Source organism: Hoylesella timonensis S9-PR14, assembly GCF_000762405.1.
GTDB lineage: Bacteria > Bacteroidota > Bacteroidia > Bacteroidales > Bacteroidaceae > Prevotella > Prevotella timonensis_A.
In genome coordinates this window covers 1-5,305 of record NZ_JRPQ01000161.1, presented here as the reverse complement: position 1 = coordinate 5,305, position 5,305 = coordinate 1, and the positions used below count along the sequence as shown (strand labels likewise).

Sequence of the window (5,305 nt, the reverse complement as noted above, 5' to 3'; positions counted from 1 at the left end):
TCTTTCTTAATGTTTTCCTTGGCGGCTTTGATGTCAAAGTCGCCGATCTTTTCCAAGAGGTCTTTCCAGTTGACATTCCCCAATTGAGACACGTCGAAGATTTTCCGCAACTTCTCGTTGATAACCAAGAAAACTACGTCCTTGAAAGATAGCTTACCATTTGTAACAACAAGTTCGAACTGTTTGCATAGCTGTTCGACATTTTGAGTAGTCTTGAATAGGTAAGGTCCCCAATAAAGGGCATTGTCGGGCTGCTTGACCATTTTGACAGCAACGACGATGAGCTTGGGCATGATGCCGTCTTTCACTAAATAAAGGATGCGCTGATAATAATAATTCTCATCNCTGCTGAACAGCCCTGCATCACGCATGGCGTTNCGGTCTTTCAGCTTTGACANGTAGATGCCTGCGGTGGAAAGGCTTGCCTTGGTGTAATGNCCTAAGATGGAATCTACATCGGAAACGGTTAGACGCTCGGTTTCCGACTCTATTGCGTATGCGGCAGTCATGGCAGCNACNGTACCCTCGTCAATGTTGACGGCATGATACGACTGGGCTGACATGGCTGTCACCGAGAGGATCAAAAGGATGATGGCAATGATACGACGCATATAACTTTGGGACTAATTGTTTAATACTTTTCTNTCCTTTAATATTTTTCTGGCAAATTCCAAGGAACTCTTNATCCCTGAATGCTTCCAGTCACGCACGAAGGCTTCGATGGCATGTTGGTGATNACACNGNAGAAGTTTCTTATAGAGCTTCAAGGCCAGCTTCTCTATCTTCTCCGTTGTNTAACTCATATAACATTCTGGTGGTTCCTCTATGCCAAATACATCACCTTCCTGTCCTCGTTTGATGAAGACTTCCTTGAATGGCGAACGNCCNTCNTTATTTTCCANGCGGTTNATGGTNAAAATTTTCTTACANTCAATGTCGGTTAGGGCAAGCGTTTTCTTGATGTTGTCAAACTTGTCCTTGAANTTGCTCTGATCAAGCAGCATGAAGACACCGGAATTGTTGATGATGGCTTCCTTGACTATCTTNGACTCGGTAACATCCTGTATCTCCTGTGTGACGACACCGACCATTGCCCAGTGCTTGCGGGCGGTCTTGTAAAGGTACTGTATATAGGTGGCCATGACAGGAGTNGCAATAGCTTTCCACGCTTCTTCTATGACAAGGCATTTTCTTCCTTCCTTTAGGAGCATCTTCTGTGTGAACACATCCATAATAATTAGTACGACAATGGGGAAAAGAACTGGATTTTCTTTTATTTTGTCAATCTCGAATACGATGAACTTTTCATTGAAAAGCGAGGAATCCATGTCGTTGTTGAGCGTATATTCCAACTCGCCACCCTTATAGAAAGGTTTGAGAATTGTAGCAAATTCATTGATAGGAAAGGTTACGTCATCCTGCTTCATAATCTGCGGAATGCGCTCTATGGCGAACTCATAGTAAGTGTTGAANTTCAACTCCGTCACACGCATCTTCTTACGCTGACGCTCAATCTTATCGATTTTCTTGTTGATGCGTTGGAGATATTTGCTCTCAATGAGTTCTGGAGTGAGACGCAANAGTTGACGGCTGGCATTACTCTTCTCCCCATCAGTGGCAGCACTATCATCAATGACGGCTTGCAACTTATCACGGAGACGGAGGTTACGGGCTTTGTGCTTCTGAATGGCTTCTTCCTCTTCATCGATCCTATCATCTATGTCGTCTATGTCATCCATGTCATCAGAAACGCCATAACGCTCTTCCAACTGCTGCTCGTATTCTTCATACTTNCCAGTNCGCTTATCTTCAAGNTCCATGACATGNCGCATATTGTCTCTCTGCTCCTCGGTAAAACCCTCAAACGGGGTGAAATACTCCTCAAAGTATTCTATCAGTGTTTGGTTGATGATGGTCTCTTCAAGTTTCGTCGGTTCACCATTGCCTTTGAATATAAGGAAGATAATATTTCTAAGAAAGTCTTTCTTTGCCTGAAAGTTCTGCTCGTACTCGGTTTTCTCAATCTTAAACGGATTCATCGAAATAGGATGCTCCTTTGAATAGGTGATGTATATGCCTTCAAAATAGCTGCACAAGCCCTCGTAGCTATCGCCGGTATCAACAATGACTATATCGGTGTCTTGCTCGTAATACTGACGCATAACGGTATTCATAAAAAAGGACTTGCCGCTACCTGAAGGGCCAAGTACAAAGAAATTAGAGTTGTCGGTATACCTTATTTTCCCCTCCTTACCAGACACGTCCACAGCCATGGGAACGCCCTGTCTGTCAGTATAATAGCATTTCAGGTTGGTATCGTCACCTTTCTGTTGATGTTCCTTATACAAAAGGCATAGTGCCGGCTCGGAAAGCGTCAGAAAACGATCATAATCTGCATTGAGTTCAAAGCAGTTGCCTGGAAAACTGGCAACAAATAACTCTAATTGATTATAGGCACGCTTGGACAGGTGCATACTGTATCTTGCCAAAAGATTTTCCAAACTGTTGGTAACCTTTTGCAAGTTCTTGTCGGCACTGGTCTTTACTATAAGGTTGTAATGGGCATAAACAAATTGCTTACCGTTACGGGCAATCTCATTAAGAACGTCGTTGATGTCTTCAACAGCAATCTGATTATTCGGATTGGGGATAGAGGCATGACGGTTCTTCTTTTTCTCCAACTTCGCTATCTCTCGCTTTTGATTGGGAAGGAAAATAATTTGATTATATATGATGGTGTCCACATCTGGGAGAGTACTAAGATCTGAAAGTAGGTCTTGTGGCATAACAGTGTTGTTGACATTGATGTCAGCGTAAGGATGAAGTGTGCCAGGAAGACCAGGGTCATCCACATCCAAAAGGCTATACACTTTCAGCTGTTCATCACCCATACAGATTTTCTCGGACTCCACATTGAAGTCGGTCATCGAAATAACTTCGTTTTTGAAATCAACGGCGAAGAAACGTTCGGTATATTCCTGACATTCCTTGCCACTAAGAAAACGACAGTTTACATTCTCGCTCTTCAGACGGTCGTGGACTTTCTGTATCTTTACTTGAAAATCACGCCATTTATCGGCATCGTATGTCTTCAATCCGCCGTTCCTACCTCTCTGGGTGATGGTGAGATATGTCTGTGACTCCACATAGGGACGACCATTGAAAAACTTGAAATAGGCATCGGAAAGAAAACGCTTTTTAGCATCACTATTCTTTCCTGCTATGTTTGATATGTTAAACTTCTTGCGGACGAAGACATCTTGCTTGTGTATGGCATAGCCCTCGCCTAAAACCTGAAGGACAGAGGCCATCAAGGACGTAAACTCGTAATAGCCGTCAGTGTCGGCTGAATACTTCCTGACGGGATTATCCATCTTCAAGATAGTTGAATAATCGCCTTTCTTAGTGTAGATAACACCTATATCGTTTACATCCTCAAAACTGAAATAGATATTCTCAAACACTTTAGCACGTTTGCTACCTGTGCCGAAAGCCTTGATGGAAATAAACATTCCCAATAACACAGAGGCAAAGACCAATATGACGATTACGGTAATCATAAATTTACTTAACTTACAATCAAATAAATGTTCTAATATTGTCTTGAATGGCTGAATATGTAAATCCCTTTTGGTGATTTCTTTGTATGCAATCCTTTGTGCTGCTTGACAAAAATGGTTACTCCTCCAACGGAAAGAATAATGGTTAACAGCGACAAGGATATGACGAAGCCGAAGATCATATAGCCAATCAAGAATGATAACAGACCACTTCCAACAGTAATGGCGGCCCATACAATGTATCTTCCTCGAAGGCCCAGAAATTCAAGAGGCTTCTGAAGCCCCTTGAATACTGGGTAGTCGGGATAGTCGTTCTTGACTGTTTCCATGTTTCTCTGTTACAGTCCGAAGAACAGTGGCAGTGCTTGAGCTGCTGCTACGAGGAAGATGCAGGCTCCGACAATCATCATGATAGATTTCTTGACATCCTGTTCCTCGTTGTTCATCTTGATGTAAACGGAGATGGCACCCACAACGGCAACAATACCTGCTAAGGCATAGCACAACTTCGTTACAACGGGGATGTACTTCTTCAAGGCATCCGTTGACTTGGTGATAGCTTGAATACCGGAATCGATGTTCTGTGCATCGGCGGCAACCGTTACCACAACCAACATCAGCATCACCAATACAAAACGAGGGTCTGTGGCTACGGATTTGATTTTCTTCACTGCGGAAATGCCAAAACTCTTGGCACCGCTTACCATTACTGACAAATTCTGATTCATTGTCTTGGATTTTTTGTTAGTTAATAATTATATGAAAATATGTAATAAATGAATTACCAAAGCCTGTCGGTCACTCCAAATTGGAAACCGAAGAACGCTGGAAGGACTATGGTGGCGATAAGTAGGAAAATACAGCTGCCAACCAAAACGATGATACTTTTGGTAAAGCCCTCTTCTCCTGCTTGCATCTTAATATAGATACTGGTAGCACTGTATATGGACAGGAGGGCTGCAATTGCATAAAGCAAATACAATACGGCTGTACAACAAGTTAATACGAAGACAACCATATTATACAGGCGACCGGAATTGCCACTATAGTCGGTTGTCCCACAATTCGCTATAACGGGCTGTGCAAGCGATAGTAATGCTGATAACAGTAAATAGGTTTTTCCCTTAAACTTCTTCATGACTTATATACTGAATTGTTCTGCCTGTTCGTCTTCTTGCTTGGCCTTCAATAATGCAGCTTGACAATCTTCAACGAACTCATCCACATATACAGCTCCTTGAATATCTGGAGACACGCTGTTTAAGTCTCTGTTGATTGAATCAACCTTGGCTTGAGCCTGTCTGGCCAATTCTTCAGTATCTGAATCTGTAATGTCTTTCGCAGTTATTTTATCTTCGTCGATATGAGAAGCTGATGCTCCATCTGCTTTATTGGATGCTGTTGGCTCTGCTGTCATTGCACCGCCGTACGTTTCAGGTACTTCGTCACCACGACGTTCTATCTGATACTTGCCATCGCTGTCCTCACTAACTCTAACTGCCGAAACTGCTGGCGCACCTTCCGTATTGTTGACAGACGTACTCGTGTGAATGACTTCAACACTTTCCTTTTTTTCTCCTTTCTTGCCGAACAAATCAAGGCTGATCATAGCAACATAATAGATAACAAAGATGAATGTCACTACAATTGCGAATATACCGAATGATCCCATATTATTTTATTTGTTGTATGCAAAATAAATGACTTAACAGCAAATAAGCATCCTCAAAAAAATAAAAGTCTTA

Annotated in this window: 5 protein-coding genes; all 5 read right to left on the bottom strand. The window is 42.4% G+C overall.

The annotated features are described in order from the left end of the window. Positions 1 to 623: 623 nt before the first annotated feature. Positions 624 to 2,474, bottom strand: a complete 1,851-nt coding sequence (locus tag HMPREF9304_RS15305; protein WP_445236340.1) for a TraG/VirB4 family ATPase — start codon at positions 2,472 to 2,474, stop codon at positions 624 to 626. Positions 2,475 to 3,592: 1,118 nt separating this feature from the next. Then, complete coding sequence (locus HMPREF9304_RS10405) at positions 3,593 to 3,889, bottom strand: DUF4133 domain-containing protein (protein ID WP_036928836.1); 297 nt, start codon at positions 3,887 to 3,889, stop codon at positions 3,593 to 3,595. A 9-nt stretch (positions 3,890 to 3,898) separates the two neighbouring features. Next, positions 3,899 to 4,288, bottom strand: coding sequence for a DUF4134 domain-containing protein (locus tag HMPREF9304_RS10400; RefSeq protein WP_081953701.1), 390 nt, complete (start codon positions 4,286 to 4,288; stop codon positions 3,899 to 3,901). Positions 4,289 to 4,341: 53 nt separating this feature from the next. Next, positions 4,342 to 4,698, bottom strand: a complete 357-nt coding sequence (locus tag HMPREF9304_RS10395; RefSeq protein WP_036928834.1) for a DUF4134 family protein — start codon at positions 4,696 to 4,698, stop codon at positions 4,342 to 4,344. A 3-nt stretch (positions 4,699 to 4,701) separates the two neighbouring features. Then, positions 4,702 to 5,232, bottom strand: a complete 531-nt coding sequence (locus HMPREF9304_RS10390; protein ID WP_036928832.1) for a hypothetical protein — start codon at positions 5,230 to 5,232, stop codon at positions 4,702 to 4,704. Positions 5,233 to 5,305 lie beyond the last annotated feature (73 nt).

What these genes read in the sequence shown, in the direction of transcription:
- HMPREF9304_RS10405 (WP_036928836.1), bottom strand. Translation starts at nt 3,889, where the DNA reads ATGGAAACAGTCAAGAACGACTATCCCGACTACCCAGTATTCAAGGGG.
- HMPREF9304_RS10400 (WP_081953701.1), bottom strand. Translation starts at nt 4,288, where the DNA reads ATGAATCAGAATTTGTCAGTAATGGTAAGCGGTGCCAAGAGTTTTGGC.
- HMPREF9304_RS10395 (WP_036928834.1), bottom strand. Translation starts at nt 4,698, where the DNA reads ATGAAGAAGTTTAAGGGAAAAACCTATTTACTGTTATCAGCATTACTA.
- HMPREF9304_RS10390 (WP_036928832.1), bottom strand. Translation starts at nt 5,232, where the DNA reads ATGGGATCATTCGGTATATTCGCAATTGTAGTGACATTCATCTTTGTT.